The following is a 17,798-nucleotide window of genomic DNA, read 5'->3' on the forward strand; positions in this document are numbered from 1 at the left end:
CTTTATTTTCTGCTGGAGAATTCTAGCAAGGAAGGGTTGGAATTACTTTTGAGAAAGTGGTAGAATAAAGAAAATAGTTGCAGGAGGAAAATGTCTGATGGTTTCTTTGGAAAAAAACATTTTGCCAGTGATTGAGTCTGTATATGGTAGTCTGACACACCTGGAAAAGAAGATTGCAGATTATTTTCTGTCTGCAGAGGCCCTGACAGCTGATCTATCGGCTCAGGCGGTGTCTCAGAAGCTCTATGTCTCTGTGCCTTCTCTGACTCGCTTCGCCAAAAAATGTGGCTTTTCAGGCTACCGGCAGTTTATCTTTGAATTTCAGGAATCCAGCTCAGAAAGTAAAAATGTCAGTAGGGATTTGACGAGAAATGTCTTGTCTGATTATGGCGAATTGCTCAATAAGACTTTTTCCTTGATTGACGAAGAACAGTTCCTGCGCGTGGGGGATATGCTCAACAATGCTGGGCGAGTCTATATCTACGGGCAGGGGAGTTCAGGCTTAGTGGCTCGGGAAATGGAGTTTCGCTTCATGCGGTTGGGAATGGTTTGTAAGGCCATCACGGATGACCATATGATTCGGGTGAATAGAGTCATGCTGGATTCGGACTGTCTGGTTATTGGCATTTCCATATCTGGCGAGACTAAAATTATCACGCAGGCTATTCAGAATGCCAAAAAAGTCGGAGCCAAGACTGTGCTGGTAACTTCCAATAACAGCGACGACTTGAGGCAGCAGTGTGATGAACTGGTCCTAGTAGCTGTCAAGAAGCACTTGGCACAGGGCAATAATATCTCTCCTCAGTTTCCGGTTTTAGTTGTGATGGACATTTTCTATGCCTATTATATGGATTTAGACCGAGATCATCGCAGCCAAATCTTTACAAATACACTTTCAGCTTTAGAAGAAAATCAAGAAGAGAAGGAGCATGAATCGTGAATATTGTTGGAATAGATATCGGTGGGACAACGATTAAAGCAGATCTCTATCAGTCTGATGGACATAGTCTAAATCAATTTCGGGAAGTTGCCACTGAGATCGACTTTGAAAAGAAAACGAATCAGATTTTAGAGCAGGTTTGCCAGTTAATAGCATTTTATAAGGAGAAGTTTGAGCTAGATGGAGTAGCGATTTCATCTGCTGGTGTAGTTGACAGCCAGGCTGGGAAAATCAGTTACGCCGGTTATACCATTCCAGGCTATATTGGAACGGATTTCCGTAGTCGGATTTTAAAAGAATTTGGTTTACCGATTGCGATTGAAAATGATGTTAATTGCGCTGCTCTAGGTGAGGCTTGGCTAGGCGCTGCCAAAGGTCATGCTTCTGCAGTTATGATTACTGTCGGTACAGGCATTGGCGGCGGCATTATCAATGATGGAAAGATTGTCAATGGATCCACTTATACTGCTGGTGAGGTAGGCTATCTGCCCATGGAAGATGGACAGGACTGGCAATCCCTGGCCTCAACAACTGCCTTGTTGGCATTATACAGCCAAAAGACAGGCGAGCAGGGCCATACTGGGCGTAGTTTTTTTGCGGCGGTAGACCAAGGAGATAAGCTGGCGCAGGAAACACTTGATATATTCTTGGGTCGCCTAGCTAAAGGTCTTTTAACCCTGTCCTATATTCTAAATCCAGAGGTGTTGATTGTCGGTGGCGGGATATTAGCTAGATCTGAGCTTATTCTGCCACGTCTTGAAAATTTGATGAAGCAGCAAGTAGTAGATCAGCGCTTTTTGCCTAGAGAGTTGGCGGCAGCAGCCCTAGGGAATGAAGCCGGACGATTAGGCGCTGTTCGACATTTTCTGAATCAGGAGAAAAACTCTGTTTGAAAAAGATGTTTTCAGAAAGAATATGTTATAATTTATGCAAGTACGAAGCTGTATTCCTGAAGATGACTGTACCAGATGCGGGACAGTCAGCCAGGAATGCAGATTTTAAAATCCGTTTTCAAAGGTTTTTGAAAACGAGGGGGTGAATAGATGGCCAATGAAACACTTGAAAAAATGCAGGAAATTGAAACTGCTGCAGAAGAAGTTTTGATGGGCTACAGGACGCAGGCTCAGGAGCTGCGACAGCAAGTAGATGAAAATCTCAGGCAACTGGGGCTGAAGTATGACGATGAAACGCAGAAACTGGCAGAGGAATTAACCGCGACTTCCCAGCAAAAGTTGGTGCTCCTGCAGCAAGACTTGGAGCAGACAACCCAGCAAAATGAGGACAAGGTTGCAGCTGCGCTGACAGACAAAAAAGCAGACTTGGCGCGAGTCATTGTAGAGAAGGTGGTAGAAGCCTATGGCCATTAGTCAAATGCGGCAGCTGTCTCTGCTTCTGCCCAAGGAACTGCTGGACCAGCTTCTCTTTTACCTACAGGGTTTAGAGTCGGTTCAGATTCATGACTTGCGGCAGGAAGAGGACTGGCAGGCAGCCTTTGAGCAGGCTTTAGTCGGCCAGCCAGATCGGCAGCTATCTCAGCAGGATTTGCTCAGTCGTCAGGAAAAACTGGAGAGGCTAATTGCAGAGCTGGAGCCTTTTATGCCGAAAAAGAAACTGCTGGAATCCTTAAAAGACGAGCCTTTGGAGCTGTCCTTTGCTGCTTTGGAGCAGGCAGGGAAGGCCCGAGATGAGGAGGCGCTGCTGGAAGGAATCAGTAAGCAGCTTAAGGTCTTGCAAGAAGCCAAAGCTCAGATAGAAGCTGACCGCTTGGAAGTGGCTGCGCTGGAGAAGTGGGAACCACTGGAACTAACACCGCAAGCAGCTGCGACTTTCAGTCATCTGGGAGCTTTGATTGGGACGATTCCCAATACAGACGACGATGCTCTGCGCCTGACTCTGGGAGCACATACTGACCTGAAGTTTCAGGAAGTCTTTACTGACGATACCGAGCATGGGGTGCTTATTTTTTATAAGACAGGCTCTCTGGAAGAAGTTCGCAAAATCTTGAAAGAGTATGGCTTTAAGCCTTTTGAGTATGACCATGAGGAACTACCTGCTGAGCGGATAGCCCAGCTTAAGGCCGATATTCGACAGCAGGAGGCTGTGGCAGATGCTATGACCAAGAGTCTGGCAGCTTCCAAGAATGAACTGGATCAGCTCAAGGTTCAGCTGGACTATCTCTGCAATCTCTCCTCCCGTCAAGAAAGTAAGAATCAGTTAGCCAGCACGCAAAATCTGGCAGCCTTGGAAGGCTGGATCGAAAGCAATCAAGTTCAAGCTCTTGAGGCTTGCTTGACAGAGCAGTTTGGTCAGAGCATTCTCATCCAGACCAGAGAGATTCGACAGGATGAGGAAGATAAGGTTCCGACCAAGCTTAAAAACAATGTCTTGGTGGAGCCCTTCGAGCTAGTGACGGAGATGTATTCCCTGCCTAAGTATGGTGATAAGGATCCAACCCCTGTCGTTTCGCTCTTTTACTTTGTATTCTTTGGCATGATGGTTGCCGACATTGGCTACGGCCTCTTGCTCTTTGTAGGCACCAGTCTGGCACTGCACTTCTTTCATGTCAAGCCGGGATTGGCTAAGAATCTGCGATTCTTCCGCCTACTGGGTGTGGCAGTCATCATCTGGGGACTGGTTTATGGCTCTTTCTTTGGCTTTGAACTGCCCTTCGCTCTGATTAGTACCAGCTCTGATGCCATGACGATTCTGGTTATTTCTGTCGTCTTTGGCTTTGTTACAGTGCTGGCGGGCCTCTTCCTCAGCGGTCTGAAAAATATGCGTCTCAAGGATTATGCAGAAGCTTATAATGCAGGCTTTGCTTGGGTACTGATTTTGCTGGGGCTGCTACTCTTGGCCCTGGGAAATTTCTTCCCATCCTTGGCCTTTGCTGCAACGATTGGTCAGTGGCTGGCCATCATCAATGCTCTGGGTATACTGGCAGTATCCATTGTCAGTGCTAAGAGCTTGGCAGGATTGGGCTCAGGTCTCTTTAATCTCTACAATGTCAGTGGTTATGTAGGGGACCTTGTCAGCTTTACGCGGCTGATGGCTCTGGGGCTTTCGGGAGCCAGCATTGGCTCGGCTTTTAACCTGATTGTCAGCCTCTTTCCACCTGTCGCTCGCTTTAGCATTGGCATTCTGCTCTTTATTGCCCTGCATTTGGTCAATATGTTTCTATCTTTTCTGTCCGGTTATGTACACGGAGCGCGTTTGATTTTCGTGGAATTCTTCGGGAAATTCTATGACGGAGGCGGTAAGCCTTTCACTCCGCTCAAGCCTAGTGAGAAATACGTTCAGCAAAGTAAGAAATAAAGATTAGACACTATGGTAATAGATGAGAAGCTCATCTTTAGAAAAACACTTTCTAAAACATCAAAACAAGTATCATTCATTTAACTAGCTGTTGGTTTTACGACAATTACAGCATTTTCATAGGAGTAAATCATGGAACATTTAGCATCATATTTTGGAACTTACGGCGGCGCCTTTTTTGCAGGTCTGGGAGTAGCTTTAGCGGTTTTTCTCAGCGGAATGGGCTCAGCTCTGGGTGTTGGAAGCACGGGTCAGGCAGCGGCAGCCCTCTTGAAAGAGCAACCAGAAAAATTCGCTCAAGCTCTGATTTTACAGCTTTTGCCAGGTACCCAAGGTCTCTACGGCTTTGTTATCGGGATTACCGTCTTCTTTAATATCAAGCCAGAATTGGCTCTGCAATCAGGCGTAGCTTATTTCCTGGCTGCTTTGCCAGTTGCCATTGTTGGTTACTTTTCAGCCAAGCATCAAGGACGAGTGGCGACCGCTGGTATTCAGATTTTGGCCAAGCGTCCGGAAGAGGTCATGAAAGGGGTTATCCTGGCGGCCATGGTTGAAACCTACGCCATCTTGGCCTTCGTTGTATCCTTCATCATGGTTCTGAATGTGAAGTAAGGAGGCTTTTATGTCTGACATATCAGATCTCAAAGCTTCTGTCTTGGAGCAGGCTCACGAGAAGGGGCGTTTGCTCTTAGCCGAGGCTACTGAGAAAATAGAGCAGGAAGCCAAGGAACGTGAGGCCCAGCTGGTTCGGCAAAAGCTTGGACAGCGGGAGCAGCAGCTCAAAGAAATCAGCCGTCGCAGTCAGCGCGATATTCAGCAGTTAGAAAATCAAAAGCGCCAGTCTACTCTGGTCATCAAGCAGCGGGTTCTCAGAGAGCTTTTTGAAGAGGCTTATGCTCAGATGGCAGCTTGGTCACAGATTGAGGAAGAGCATTTTCTGAAGAATGTCCTGGCTAAATACCAAGAGGAAGAGATGACACTGGTTTTCGGTGCTCTATCAGATGAGAAATTCAGCTCCAGTCAGTTAGAAGGGTTGAAAAAGGCCTTTCCGCGAGTGCATTTTTCAGACCAGTCCATAGCCGGTCAGGCAGGCTTTGTACTAAGCCAAGGACGAGTGGATGATAGTTATCTCTATCGTGACTTGCTGGATTCTGTCTGGCAGGAGGAAAGCTACCGTCTGGCTCAGGATATTTTCAAAGACCAGGCAGAATAGGAGGCGGACCATGAGTGAAACAAGCTTCTCTCAAGTCAATACAGCCATTAGTGTGCAGGAGGCTTCCTTTTTGACGCCCCAGCAATATGAACAGTTGCTGCAGGCTGACGATCCTGCCAGCCGTTCGGCTCTTCTGCAGGGAACGGTCTATGCCATGGATGCTGAAGCGATTAAGGATCTCAATGCCATTGAGCAAGTACTGATGAAGCATTTGTATTCCGTTTATAATTGGGCGCTTGAGATCAGTCCAAGTAAGGAGTTAGTGGAGATTTTCACGCTCCGCTATACCTACCACAATCTCAAGGTTTTTCTCAAGAGTCGGGCGACAGGTCAGTCCTTAAAGCATTTGCTGATGCCGGTGGGGACCTATTCGCTGGAGGTTTTAGAGCACCTAGTTATGGCCTTTTCGGCTGAGTATTGTCCAGATTTCATGCTGGACGAGGTGCTTGCGACCTGGCAGGAATACCAGGATTATCAGGATGTGCGCGTGCTGGAGATTGGCATGGACATGGCTTATTTCCAGCATCTTAAGCGTCTGACACAGGAGTTGGAAGATGAGAGCTTGCTGCAGCTGGTGAATCTGACTATTGATTTTTACAATGCCATCACCGTCAAGCGGGCTGTTGGCTTGGTAAAACCGCGCAGCTTTATGAGGCAGCTCTTGTCTGATGAGGGAAGTCTTTCTGCTACCAACTGGATTGCCATGGCAGAGCAGGGAGATTTCTTGACTTGGTTTAGCCAGATCAATCCCTGTGGTTACGATCTGGAACTGCGCTCCTATGAGGAGAAAATGCGGAACCAGACCTTGACGACAGTAGAGCTAGAATATCTAGCGGACCTCTTGCAGGCTAAGTTGCTTGCGGCTGGTCAGTTTGAGACAGATGGACCGCTCCCTCTGGCCCGCTATCTGTTGGGTAAGGAGCTGGAAGTCAAGAATCTGCGGCTGATTTTGACCGGAATGGACAATCAGTTGCCAGTAGAGCTTATCAGAGAAAGGATGCGACCGATTTATGGACAAGACTAGCTACAAGATTGCTGTCGTGGGAAATCGCGATACCATTCTCCCATTTAAGCTGATTGGTTTTCAGACCTTTCCGGTTAAGGAAGCTCAGGAGACGGTCAATACCCTGCGTCGGCTTGCCCGTGAAGATTTCGGCATTATCTATCTGACGGAGGATATGGCTGCTGATATTCCAGAAACCCTGGCTTACTATGACCAGCTGGAGATTCCTGCTCTTGTGCTCATTCCTACCCATAAGGGGAGCACGGGACTGGCTCTTTCGCGGATCCATGAAAATGTCGAGAAGGCTGTCGGACAGGATATATTGTGAGGTTTTTATGCGAATCAATGAACTAGGCCAACCCATTGGGGATGCTCTGCCGGATTTTCAGCCGGGGGGCTTGCCCAACCTGGAGCGAATCGAAGGCCAGTATGTTATTATTGAGCGTTTGTCCAAGGATAAGCATGGAGCAGATTTATATGAAGTGTATGGACCGGATTCTCCTGCGGATATGTGGACCTATCTCTTTCAAAATCCTGCCCAAAATCAGGAAGAATGGTCTCTGCTGCTAGATCAGATGCTGGCAGCAAAGGATCGTTTTCACTATGCGATTGTGGACAAGGAGAGCGGAAAGGCTCTCGGAACTTTTGCCTTGATGAGGATTGACCGGGGCAACCGCGTTATCGAAGTGGGAGCTGTGACCTATTCGCCCAAGCTGAAGCGCACTAGGCTGGCTACAGAAGCCCAGTATTTACTGGCACGCTATGTCTTTGAAGAGTTGGAGTATCGCCGCTATGAATGGAAATGCGATGCCCTCAATCAGCCGTCAAGGCGGGCAGCAGAGCGGCTTGGTTTCACCTATGAAGGCAGGTTTCGTCAGGCTCTTGTATATAAGGGGCGCAACCGAGATACTGACTGGCTGTCCATGATTGACAAGGATTGGCCGGCCGTCAAGAGTCGTCTAGAAAAATGGCTAAGCCCAGACAATTTCGACGAAAAGGGCTGGCAAATAAAAGCTTTATCTGATTTTTAAAATAAAAAGAAACAATCCTTGCCCTAGAGTTAGCTAAGAAAGATTTTAAACTCGCGGCAAGAATCAAAAAAATACTCTTTGAAAATGAAATTCAAACTAGGTCCGTATCTAACTTAGTTTGAGCTTTGATTTTTATGGAGAAACAAGAAAAATCTCCCAAGAATGGAGGAAGATTGTGAGTCAAGGAAAGATTATCAAAGTTTCTGGTCCTCTGGTGCTGGCATCAGGGATGCAGGAAGCGAATATTCAGGATATCTGCCGGGTTGGCGATTTGGGGCTGATCGGTGAAATTATCGAAATGCGGCGGGACCAAGCCTCTATTCAGGTTTATGAAGAAACTTCTGGCTTGGGTCCGGGAGAGCCGGTCATCACGACTGGAAGCCCTCTGTCCGTTGAGCTGGGACCAGGTCTGATTTCTCAGATGTTTGATGGGATTCAGCGGCCTTTGGAGCGTTTCCAGAACATCACGAAGAGTGACTTTCTCGTCCGTGGTGTCCAACTGCCAAATCTAGACCGGAAGACTAAGTGGGATTTTGTTCCAAGTCTGTCTGTCGGAGATACGGTTGAGGCTGGCGATATTCTGGGAACGGTGCAGGAGACCAATCTGGTGGAGCACCGCATCATGGTGCCGGTCGGTGTCAGTGGACGTTTGACCAATATCTCGGCTGGCAGTTTCACTGTTGAAGAAACTGTTTACGAGATTGAGCAAGCGGATGGGTCTGTCTTTAAAGGGGCTCTGATGCAAAAATGGCCGGTCCGTCGTGGGCGTCCTTTTGCTCAGAGGCTGATTCCGGTTGAGCCTTTGGTGACAGGTCAGCGGGTCATTGATACCTTCTTCCCAGTGACCAAGGGCGGAGCAGCAGCCGTACCAGGACCTTTCGGGGCTGGTAAGACTGTCGTTCAGCACCAGGTGGCTAAGTTTGCCAATGTTGACATCGTTATCTATGTCGGCTGCGGCGAGCGTGGCAATGAGATGACCGACGTACTCAATGAATTTCCAGAACTGATTGACCCATCAACTGGCCAGTCCATCATGCAGCGGACGGTGCTGATTGCCAACACATCCAATATGCCGGTAGCGGCTCGGGAAGCGTCGATTTACACAGGGATTACGATTGCAGAATACTTCCGTGACATGGGTTATTCCGTGGCCATCATGGCGGATTCTACTTCGCGTTGGGCAGAAGCCCTGCGGGAAATGTCTGGCCGTCTGGAAGAAATGCCAGGTGACGAAGGCTATCCAGCCTATCTTGGCAGCCGGATTGCGGAGTATTATGAGCGGGCTGGCCGGGTCAAGACGCTCGGTTCGACTGCGCGTGAAGGCTCTATTACTGCTATCGGAGCCGTATCACCTCCGGGTGGAGATATTTCTGAGCCGGTGACGCAAAATACCCTGCGGATTGTCAAGGTCTTCTGGGGCTTGGATGCTCAGCTTGCTCAACGCCGGCATTTCCCAGCTATCAACTGGCTAAGCTCCTATTCGCTCTACCTAGACGAAGTGGGGGCCTATATCGACCAGCATGAGAAGATTGCTTGGGCTGAGAAAGTCACCAAGGCCATGAATATCTTGCAAAAGGAAAGCGAACTGCAGGAAATCGTGCGTTTGGTGGGCTTGGATTCCTTGTCTGAGAAGGACAGGCTGACCATGAATGCGGCCAAGATGATCCGCGAGGACTATCTGCAGCAGAATGCCTTTGATGATGTGGACACCTATACTTCTTTCAAAAAGCAGGTGGCTTTATTGAGCAATATCCTGACCTTTGATGCGGAGGCCAATCGTGCCTTGGAGCTGGGGGCTTATTTCCGAGAAATCATGGAGGGAACGGTGGAGCTGCGTGACCGAATTGCCCGCAGTAAGTTTATCCACGAAGACCAGCTGGAAAAAATTCGGGCTCTCAGTCAGACTATTGAGGAAACCCTGCACCAGATTCTTGCCCAAGGAGGACTAGACAATGAGCGTCATTAAAGAATACCGCACCGTCAGTGAAGTTGTCGGCCCTCTGATGATTGTCGACCAAGTCGCTGGTGTGCATTTCAATGAATTGGTAGAAATCCAGCTGCATGACGGCAGCAAGCGTCAGGGCCAGGTTCTGGAAGTCCAAGAAGACAAGGCTATGGTCCAGCTTTTTGAGGGATCTAGCGGAATCAATCTGGAAAAAGCCAAGGTCCGCTTTACCGGCCGTCCGTTAGAGCTGCCAGTGTCAGAAGACATGGTGGGACGGATTTTCAATGGAATGGGTAAGCCGATTGACGGCGGCCCAGCTATCTTGCCAGAAAAATATCTGGATATTGACGGTCAAGCTATCAATCCAGTAGCTCGCGACTATCCGGATGAGTTTATTCAGACTGGAATTTCGGCCATCGACCACCTCAATACCTTGGTTCGGGGACAAAAACTGCCAGTATTTTCTGGCTCTGGTCTGCCCCACAAGGAATTGGCCGCTCAAATCGCCCGTCAGGCAACCGTGCTCAACTCTGATGAAAACTTTGCCGTGGTCTTTGCGGCCATGGGTATTACCTTTGAAGAAGCCGAGTTCTTCATGAATGACCTCCGGGAGACAGGAGCCATTGACCGCTCGGTGCTCTTTATCAATCTGGCTAATGATCCGGCTATCGAGCGGATTGCAACACCGCGGATTGCACTGACAGCAGCCGAGTACCTAGCTTATGAAAAGGACATGCACGTTCTCGTTATCATGACCGACATGACCAACTACTGTGAGGCCCTGCGGGAAGTTTCCGCAGCTCGTCGCGAGGTGCCGGGCCGCCGTGGGTATCCGGGTTACCTCTATACTAACCTGTCCACCCTTTATGAGCGGGCTGGACGTCTGGTAGGAAAGAAAGGCTCAGTGACGCAGATTCCGATCCTGTCCATGCCAGAGGATGACATTACCCATCCGATTCCAGACTTGACAGGTTATATTACAGAGGGGCAGATTATCCTTTCACGCGACCTTTACAACAGCGGCTATCGTCCGCCCATCAATGTCCTGCCATCTCTGTCTCGTCTCAAGGACAAGGGTTCAGGTGAGGGCAAGACCAGAGGAGACCATGCCGCAACTATGAACCAATTATTTGCTGCCTATGCGCAAGGCAAGCAGGCCAAGGAGTTGGCTGTCGTTCTGGGAGAATCCGCCCTGTCCGAAACGGACAAGCTCTATGTGCGCTTTACTGACCGCTTCGAGCAGGAATACATCAATCAAGGCTTCCAGACCAATCGAACCATTGTGGAAAGCTTGGATCTGGGCTGGGAACTCTTATCTATCTTACCAAGAACAGAGCTTAAGCGGATCAAGGACGATATGATTGACCAATACCTGCCGCAGACCAAGGAGGAAGAAAGATGACGCGACTCAATGTCAAGCCGACTCGGATGGAGCTGAATAACTTAAAAGCCCGTCTCAAAACGGCTGTCCGTGGGCATAAACTGCTCAAGGACAAGCGGGATGAGCTGATGCGGCGCTTCATTGAGTCTGTCCGTGAGAATAATCAGCTCCGCCAAAAGGTCGAATCCGCTCTGGTTGGCCACCTACAGGATTTTGTCATGGCCAAGGCGCTGGAGAGCGACCTCATGGTCGAGGAGATTTTTGCCGTCCCCACGCGGGAGGTCAATCTGCATGTGGAGACTGAGAATATCATGAGTGTGCGCGTGCCCAAGATGTACGCCCATATTGACAATCCGCATACTGATGACGAGGGAGACGTGGTTTATAGCTATGTGGCGTCTAATAGCCAGATGGATGAAACCATTGAAAGCATGAGCGATCTGCTTCCTGACCTGCTGCGACTGGCAGAGATTGAGAAAAGCTGCCAGCTCATGGCGGATGAAATCGAGAAAACCCGCCGCCGGGTCAACGGACTAGAGTATGCTACCATCCCTGACCTCAAAGAAACCATCTACTACATCGAAATGAAACTGGAAGAAGCCGAACGAGCCAGCCTCGTCCGAATGATGAAGGTGAAATAAGATACCAAGACCGTTAAGAGTTCACAGCAAAAATAGGAAAATAGACGAAGAGGCGTTAGCCTCTAGGAGATTTTATCTTTTTTGCCAAGAGCTTAGGTCGGGTTCAATTTAGCAGAATATAAAAAAATCAAAGAAAACTGATAAAAAATAGGAACTGGACTATGGATTCGATGAATCCGAGTTCAGTTCTTTTTTCACTCTCTTTATCACTCTATCTCTTGTATGGTATAATGGGACAAGATTAATGCTGTTAGCTTCAATAAATATACTGATGGCCGGCGGGACTATAAAATGGTAGAATGATGAGGGAAGCGATGAAGAATAAGAAAACGTTGGTGTGGGGCGCTGGGCTCCTCCTTGTGTTAGCTTTGGGCTTGTTTAGTTTTTTCTATTTCAATGGAAGCGCCCATAAAGATAAAAAAACTTATCGTACATTTGATGCAATAACCTCTCGTGATATTATTGTATTTGGAGAAAATAAGCAATTTGTGGCTATAACAAGAGGATGGTCTGCAGGGAAACGTTATACTATTAGCCAGGAGGGACGCATTCTTGATAAAGTAGATGGAGAATATATACCCTATCATCCTCAACGAAAAGAAGAGCACTGGAATGTGGTTATCTTTGACTTGGATCAGGAAGGATATCCGTCCCAAAAGGTGGACCTCTATCAGGCTGTTCGGTCATATAATCCATCTTATTTTCCAATCATGTCAAACCATCTTATCCATTATCAAGAAGTGGACTATCTTACTGTGACGATTCGTCCTAAAGGGGAAAAGGATTCGGACAAGGATAAGAAAGTGTTTCTGAATTTAGAGACGCATGAAATCAGTGACATCCCAGAAGACTATAAAAAGATTAATCCAAAACATCACTGGGCTGATCCTTCCAATCCCACTTTATCAAGTGATGTTAATGCGACAACGTTGCGTAACATTGCTCGAGAAAATGGCTACCTCCTGTTAGATCACTTGGAAAAGGATGGCTCTATAAAGGATGCCCCTAAAAAAGGCAGCAGGATTAATTTAACAAGCGAAAATCCTCAGGTTAAAAAGATCTTAGACAGAGGAGGCACAGTGTATGGTCGTCAGGGTGTCGTAACGTCAGAGGACTGGTTTAACCATATGCTTCATTGGCTGGCGCCAGAAGGAGAAGAGGTATTGACAGTTTATCTTGTTGAGAATAGATATAACAAGAATAGCCAGCCCTTAACAGACTATCCTATACAAAGCTATCAGGACTACCTCAACTGGAAAGATCAACAAGAGAAAAAGGAGTAACTTAGTCAAGTTCCAGAAATACAAAAGAAATATCAATATAGAACCTCTCTAAATGGGGTTCTTTTGCTTATTGCAAATATTTATATGTTACAAACAAATCTCCATATTACAGGGGGCAGACAGTTCTGTTAAATAGGTCGAAAAAGGCTTTTTTCTTAGAAAATTTATGGTAAGATGGATTTCGTATCATGAATGATTAGGAAGGTGCATTTTGCATATGAAAATGAATAAGAAATTACTTTTGGCTTCAACTGTTGCTTTGTCAGCATTGCCTTTGTTTACAACAAAAGCTGAGGAGCAGCCACAAAACTGGACTGCCAGAACAGTTGAGCAAATTAAAGCGGATATTACGAGCAATGAAAACCAACAAACATACACTGTTCAATATGGTGATACTTTAGGAAATATCGCTCAAGCGATGAATATTGACCTTGTTGAATTGGCTAAAATCAATCAAATTGCCAATGCGGACTTGATTTTCCCAGGTACTGTTTTGACCGTTACAACAAATGGACAAAATGAAATTGCCTCTGTAGAAATCCAAAGCTACCAAGCAAGAAATAACGCAGGATATGTAACAGAAAGTTATACAGCTGACGAGATTTTTGGTACTGAACAAGCCGCTCCAGCGGCACCGGCTCAAGCAGCAGAGACTCCAGCTCCGGCTGTTGAGAAAACTGTTGCGGCTCCAGCAGACCAAGCACCAGCACCTACTGAAGAAGCTCCTGCCCCAGTAGCAGAAGTTGCAAGTGAAACAGCGCCAGCTGCGGAAGAAAATGCAGCAGCTCCACAACCAGTAGTTGCTGCAAGTCCAGAAGCACCAGCTGAAGCAGCCCCAGCAGCAGCTGAATTAGGCCAAGACCAAGTCAGTCAAGCAACTGCTGCAGTTGAACCTACAACTTACAACGCTCCAGCTGTAACAGACGCTGCTAGCGTGACAACTAACAATCCTGCTAATGAAGGTCTTCAGCCACAGACTGCTGCTCTGAAAGAAGAAATAGCAGCTAAATATGGCATTACAGAATTTAGTCTCTACCGCCCAGGTGATAGTGGTGACCATGGTAAGGGCTTGGCAGCTGACTTTATCGTTGGTGAGAATACTGAATTAGGAAACCGGGTCGCAGCCGATGTTACTTCTAACATGACTGAAAGAGGAATCTCTTACGTTATCTGGCAGCAACAGTTCTATGCACCATTTGAAAGCATTTATGGACCAGCTAATACTTGGAACCAAATGCCAGACCGTGGTAGCGTAACTGAAAACCACTATGACCACGTTCACGTATCTATGAATGAATAAGATGAAAACAAGCCCAGAAATGGGCTTTTTCTGATATTCTCTGTGAAAAAGCGAGAATTTTCTGATAAATTTTGGTATAATAAAGCGAACTACAGATAAAGGATGAGTGAGAATGACCTTAGTTTATCAATCAACACGCGACGAAAAGAATAGAGTAACAGCTAGTCAGGCGATTCTGCAAGGATTGGCGACAGATGGTGGGCTCTTTACGCCCATTACCTATCCGCAGGTCGATTTGGACTTTGCCAAGCTCAAAGATGCTTCTTATCAGGAAGTAGCCAAGCTGGTTTTGTCTGCTTTCTTGGATGATTTTTCTGAAGCGGAGCTGGACCACTGTATCAACCATGCCTATGACAGCAAGTTTGATGATGCAGCCATTGCTCCCTTGGTCAAGCTGGATGGTCAGTACAATCTAGAGCTTTTCCACGGAGCGACCATTGCCTTCAAGGATATGGCTTTGTCTATCCTGCCTCACTTGATGACAACTGCAGCTAAAAAGCACGGTTTGGAAAACAAAATTGTCATTTTGACGGCGACTTCTGGCGACACAGGAAAGGCTGCTATGGCAGGCTTTGCGGATGTTCCAGGAACTGAAATCATCGTCTTTTATCCGAAAGATGGTGTCAGCAAGGTCCAAGAGATGCAAATGACGACACAGACAGGTGCCAATACGCATGTTGTTGCCATTGACGGCAACTTTGACGATGCCCAGACCAATGTTAAGCACATGTTCAATGACACAGACCTACGGGCTCGTCTTCTGGAGCATAAGCTGCAGTTTTCATCTGCTAATTCCATGAATATCGGCCGTTTGGTGCCTCAGATTGTCTACTATGTCTATGCCTATGCTCAGCTGGTGAAGACGGGAGAAATCACAGCAGGAGACAAGGTCAACTTTACCGTTCCGACAGGGAACTTTGGTAATATTTTGGCGGCCTACTATGCCAAGCAAATCGGTCTGCCAGTTGGCAAGCTGATCTGTGCATCTAATGAAAACAATGTCCTGACTGACTTCTTCAAGACCCACGTTTATGACAAGAAGCGGAGCTTCAAGGTGACGTCTAGTCCGTCCATGGATATTTTGGTCTCCTCTAACTTGGAGCGTTTGATTTTCCATCTGTCTGGTAACAGCTCTGAGAAAACAGCTGCCCTGATGGCGGCTCTGAATGAGCATGGACAGTATGAATTGACGGACTTTGATGCTGAGATTTTGGAACTATTTGCAGCTGAGTATGCGACAGAGCAAGAAACAGCAGCTGAAATCAAGCGGGTCTATCAAGCATCTGACTACATCGAAGACCCTCATACTGCCGTTGCGTCTGCTGTCTATCAAAAATATCTTGCAGAGACTGGCGATCAGCGCAAGACGGTTATCGCATCTACCGCTAGTCCATATAAATTCCCAGTCGTGGCTGTTGAGGCTGTGACTGGCCAAACAGGACTCAGTGACTTCGAGGCTTTGACTCAACTGCACGAACTTTCTGGCGTAGCCCTGCCACCAGCTGTGGACGGCTTAGAAACAGCCCCAGTATATCACACAACGACGGTCGCTGCAGACCAAATGCAGGCAGCAGTCGAGGATTACTTGGGATTGTAAAAAATAAAAACATCAGCTTATTCATTGGCTGATGTTTTATAATCTATTTCAACACAATCAATTGCTTGCCAGCTAGGCTGTAACTGTCAGCTAGTGGTGCGATAGGCTTTTGGGCATCAATGGCTGGATACTTGAGATGTAATCTTTGCTTGTTTTTGTTTTCATAGACAGCCTCTTGGTTGCCAAAGTTGATGACGATTGTCATACTTTCTTTGCTGTCTTGAATCTTGTACTCCAATAAACTGTCTGTCAGCCAATTGACCTGACAGGCTTGCTTGATGGCGGCGCTAGTCTTTAGATGCAGCAGCGGATGTGCTCTGCGAAAAGCAATCAGCTGTTTAACAAAAGCAATATCCTCTGTGTAATGCAGGGAGCGTAGCCAGTCTAGTTTATTGATTTCGTCAGGCATATTGTAGGTGTTGTCAATCAGATTTTTAGTCCGGAAAAATTCCTGACCGCTGTGGATAAAGGGAACACCTTGAGCCAGCAGGACGAGATGGAGAGCCAACCGCGAATTGGCCAGCCGATCCCGCAGGGTGATAGCAGGGTTGACGATGTCAAAGTAATCAAAAACCGTTGCATTGTCATGGCACTCGACATAATTAATAGCCTGCTGGGGCGCAGTGAAGTGGGTCTCGCCTTTTAGTCCGACATTGGCTGTCAGGACATTTTCAAGCTGACTGGCAGGAGTCTTGCTCTCGATTTGCCGACCTTGGGCGATGGTCTGCTTTAGGCTGTCTCGGAAATGGTCACTGAAAAATCCATAATCTGGCAGTTGGGCAGCATTGTACTGATGGGCCAATCGCTCACTTGCCAGTCCAGTATCCATCTGCCAGCCTTCACCATAGAGATAGATGTTAGGGTAGAGCGCCTTGAGTTCGTCAGCTATCTGCTGCATGGTTTGGATATCTAAAATCCCCATTAGATCAAAGCGGAAACCGTCAAAGCCATAGAGACTGACCCATTGCTTGACCGATTGCTTGATATAACGGCGGGCCATGGCCTTCTCACTGGCTACATCATTGCCGCAGAAAGTCCCGTTGGTCCGGTAGCCCATGTCATTGAGTCGGAAAAAATAGCCGGGCACAATTTTTTCAAAAGCATAGCTGTTGGCATCATAGACATGATTGTAGACCACGTCCATGATGACGCTGATATCAGCATTGTGGAAGGCAGTAATGGCCGCCTGCAGCTCTATGATACGGGCATAGGGGTCTCGTGGGTCGCTGGCAAAACTGCCGTCTGGGACATTGTACTGGACAGGATCGTAGCCCCAGTTGTAGACGAGTTCAGGATGCTTTTCATCAACGCTGCCAAAATCGTAGACAGGCAGAAGCTGCACGTGGCTGATACCTAGCTCTTTCAGATAGTCCAGACCGAACTTCTGGCCGTGGACGACTGGAGATTCGCTCAGCGAGGCAAACTTCCCAGGATAGGAGAAACCAGCTTCTTTCTGCATAGAGAAATCGCGGACGCTCATTTCATAAATGACGGCTTCTGTCGGATTCAGCTGTGTTTTTGCTCGTTTGATAGGCTTTTTAATCTTGTCTAGATCGATGACATAGCTGTTTCCCGAATTGACATCTGAGGATAGGGCGTAGGGATCATGGACTTCAATCCACTTGCCATTGATCTTATGGAGATAAGAATAGGAGGCTCCCTCTAAATCTCCTTCAATCCGAGTATGCCAGACTCCCCTATCCAGACGTTTGAGATGGTGAACCTGGTCTTTCAGATGCAGGAGGACTTTTTCGGAAATAGGAGCCCAGAGTTTGAAATCGGTGGCTTGGGGACTGTATTGAGCTCCTAAATCGTCGCCTGCATAGTCAAAAATCTCATCGAAAATAGGCTTTTTCACGATATGGCGGTACTGCAGGTCGGTATGGTTGCGGTCTTGGTCATAGACCTTGTAGGACTGCGTCAGGTCAATGGGCTCATTAGCCGACACGGTATAGATAATCCGCTCTTCCTGATTGTTGATATTTTTGATAGTTAAAGGGCTGGAGCTGTGCTTGTCTTCCAGTGTAAAGTGGATGGAATAGGCATCAAAGCTCTTTTCCAGTTCGATGGTGATGATGTTTTCGTCATCTAAATAGGCTTGAAAAATACGAAAGGCCATGTTTTTCCTCTTTCTTTGTCGGTTTCTCTTCGG

General features: G+C 47.3%; 16 protein-coding genes. 15 read left to right on the forward strand and 1 reads right to left on the reverse strand.

The features are described from left to right. The first annotated feature begins 97 nt into the window (after positions 1-97). The 15 genes from HMPREF1150_RS02655 to thrC all read left to right on the forward strand — a co-directional run bounded on the left by HMPREF1150_RS02655 (position 98) and on the right by thrC (position 15,646). Positions 98-940: a MurR/RpiR family transcriptional regulator gene (locus HMPREF1150_RS02655; RefSeq protein WP_009660179.1), complete on the forward strand. Its 843-nt coding sequence runs from the start codon at positions 98-100 to the stop codon at positions 938-940. Then, the gene (locus HMPREF1150_RS02650; RefSeq protein WP_009660138.1) at positions 937-1,833 is read left to right on the forward strand and encodes an ROK family protein; all 897 of its coding nucleotides are present in this window, start codon (positions 937-939) and stop codon (positions 1,831-1,833) included. The genes HMPREF1150_RS02655 and HMPREF1150_RS02650 overlap by 4 nt, the downstream gene beginning before the upstream one ends. 150 nt (positions 1,834-1,983) lie before the next feature. Beyond that, positions 1,984-2,307: a hypothetical protein gene (locus tag HMPREF1150_RS02645; RefSeq protein ID WP_009660189.1), complete on the forward strand. Its 324-nt coding sequence runs from the start codon at positions 1,984-1,986 to the stop codon at positions 2,305-2,307. Beyond that, positions 2,297-4,252, forward strand: coding sequence for a V-type ATP synthase subunit I (locus tag HMPREF1150_RS02640; protein ID WP_009660154.1), 1,956 nt, complete (start codon positions 2,297-2,299; stop codon positions 4,250-4,252). The genes HMPREF1150_RS02645 and HMPREF1150_RS02640 overlap by 11 nt, the downstream gene beginning before the upstream one ends. A gap of 132 nt (positions 4,253-4,384) precedes the next feature. Then, the gene (locus HMPREF1150_RS02635) at positions 4,385-4,864 is read left to right on the forward strand and encodes a V-type ATP synthase subunit K (protein WP_002898768.1); all 480 of its coding nucleotides are present in this window, start codon (positions 4,385-4,387) and stop codon (positions 4,862-4,864) included. A gap of 10 nt (positions 4,865-4,874) precedes the next feature. Next, complete coding sequence (locus HMPREF1150_RS02630) at positions 4,875-5,465, forward strand: hypothetical protein (RefSeq protein WP_009660145.1); 591 nt, start codon at positions 4,875-4,877, stop codon at positions 5,463-5,465. A gap of 10 nt (positions 5,466-5,475) precedes the next feature. Beyond that, on the forward strand, positions 5,476-6,489 hold the full coding sequence (locus tag HMPREF1150_RS02625; RefSeq protein WP_009660201.1) for a V-type ATPase subunit: 1,014 nt from the start codon (positions 5,476-5,478) through the stop codon (positions 6,487-6,489). Further along, entirely contained in the window at positions 6,476-6,796 is a 321-nt protein-coding gene (locus HMPREF1150_RS02620; protein WP_002894448.1) for a V-type ATP synthase subunit F, read from the forward strand. Before HMPREF1150_RS02625 ends, HMPREF1150_RS02620 begins: the two co-directional genes overlap by 14 nt. 7 nt (positions 6,797-6,803) lie before the next feature. After that, positions 6,804-7,499 carry a GNAT family N-acetyltransferase gene (locus HMPREF1150_RS02615; RefSeq protein ID WP_009660200.1) on the forward strand — a complete coding sequence of 232 codons (696 nt, stop codon included), beginning with the start codon at positions 6,804-6,806 and terminating at the stop codon, positions 7,497-7,499. 175 nt (positions 7,500-7,674) lie between these two features. Further along, positions 7,675-9,465, forward strand: a complete 1,791-nt coding sequence (locus tag HMPREF1150_RS02610; protein WP_009660205.1) for a V-type ATP synthase subunit A — start codon at positions 7,675-7,677, stop codon at positions 9,463-9,465. Beyond that, positions 9,452-10,846, forward strand: coding sequence for a V-type ATP synthase subunit B (locus HMPREF1150_RS02605; protein WP_009660199.1), 1,395 nt, complete (start codon positions 9,452-9,454; stop codon positions 10,844-10,846). Before HMPREF1150_RS02610 ends, HMPREF1150_RS02605 begins: the two co-directional genes overlap by 14 nt. Next, complete coding sequence (locus HMPREF1150_RS02600; RefSeq protein WP_002902008.1) at positions 10,843-11,466, forward strand: V-type ATP synthase subunit D; 624 nt, start codon at positions 10,843-10,845, stop codon at positions 11,464-11,466. Before HMPREF1150_RS02605 ends, HMPREF1150_RS02600 begins: the two co-directional genes overlap by 4 nt. Positions 11,467-11,780: 314 nt before the next feature. Continuing rightward, positions 11,781-12,749 (forward strand): hypothetical protein, encoded by a 969-nt coding sequence (locus tag HMPREF1150_RS02595; protein WP_009660127.1) that lies wholly within the window; start codon positions 11,781-11,783, stop codon positions 12,747-12,749. Between the two features lie 217 nt (positions 12,750-12,966). Continuing rightward, complete coding sequence (locus tag HMPREF1150_RS02590) at positions 12,967-14,049, forward strand: LysM domain-containing protein (RefSeq protein ID WP_032905680.1); 1,083 nt, start codon at positions 12,967-12,969, stop codon at positions 14,047-14,049. A 112-nt stretch (positions 14,050-14,161) separates the two neighbouring features. Further along, entirely contained in the window at positions 14,162-15,646 is a 1,485-nt protein-coding gene (thrC, locus tag HMPREF1150_RS02585; RefSeq protein ID WP_009660252.1) for a threonine synthase, read from the forward strand. A gap of 43 nt (positions 15,647-15,689) precedes the next feature. On the opposite strand, the gene pulA is transcribed toward thrC, so the two are convergent. After that, the gene (gene pulA / locus HMPREF1150_RS02580) at positions 15,690-17,765 is read right to left on the reverse strand and encodes a type I pullulanase (protein ID WP_009660159.1); all 2,076 of its coding nucleotides are present in this window, start codon (positions 17,763-17,765) and stop codon (positions 15,690-15,692) included. Positions 17,766-17,798: the final 33 nt, after the last annotated feature.

The organism is Streptococcus sp. AS14, from assembly GCF_000286495.1.
In the GTDB taxonomy this organism is placed as follows: Bacteria; Bacillota; Bacilli; order Lactobacillales; family Streptococcaceae; genus Streptococcus; species Streptococcus sanguinis_P.